This is a genomic window from Cupriavidus basilensis OR16 (assembly GCF_000243095.1).
Lineage (GTDB): Bacteria > Pseudomonadota > Gammaproteobacteria > Burkholderiales > Burkholderiaceae > Cupriavidus > Cupriavidus basilensis_D.
Genome location: NZ_AHJE01000339.1, coordinates 1 through 672, shown reverse-complemented (window position 1 = coordinate 672; position 672 = coordinate 1). Strand labels below are relative to the sequence as shown.

At 58.3% G+C, this 672-nt stretch carries 2 protein-coding genes; one reads left to right on the top strand and one right to left on the bottom strand.

Going from position 1 to position 672, the window contains the following annotated elements:
- Positions 1–255 (bottom strand): helix-turn-helix domain-containing protein (locus OR16_RS39030; RefSeq protein ID WP_006165030.1); only part of this gene is annotated, 255 nt, incomplete at its 3' end.
- A gap of 138 nt (positions 256–393) precedes the next feature.
- Here OR16_RS39030 and OR16_RS39025 point away from each other — a divergent pair.
- A partial coding sequence (locus tag OR16_RS39025) for an aldo/keto reductase (RefSeq protein WP_006165029.1) occupies positions 394–672 on the top strand: 279 nt, incomplete at its 3' end.

Sequence of the window (672 nt, the reverse complement as noted above, 5' to 3'; positions counted from 1 at the left end):
GATCGCCGCTCCGATAGTCTCAAAGCCTTTGTCGAGCTGTTCCGCTAGTGCGTTGCCGGCTGCGGTCGGCAGCACCGCGCGGCTGGTGCGATTGAGCAGCTTTACGCCGAGCCGGGTTTCGAGTTTGCGCATAGTGTGGCTTAGCGCCGATGTCGACACGCCCAACTCGACTGCCGATTGCCGGAAACTGCGACGGCGGCAGATGGTGACGAACACATTCAGATCCGCAAGTTCGGAACGGGTGAAGGCAGGCATTGGAGGCGGGCAGGGCGGCTTATTTCAATGGCACGTTGAATCCATCTCAACGATATATGAGTTAGATTGTACGCGTTTAGGGCGGCTGGAGATGGAAGTCGAACGCCCGCAGCTAACCACCCATTGGAGTTATTGAACATGAATGTCGAGACGACACGTATTGAAGGCATTCCTATCCCGGTATCGCGCATTGGGCTGGGCACTTGGGCGATAGGTGGCTGGATGTGGGGCGGAACTGACGACAATGCGTCCGTGGCGACGATCCGTAGCGCACTCGATCAGGGCATCAATTTGATCGACACCGCACCGGTGTATGGCTTCGGTCATTCAGAGGAGGTGGTCGGTAAGGCACTGACTGGCATGCGCGAGCGTGCGGTGATCGCTACCAAGGTTGCGCTTGAATGGGGCGATGGCGGC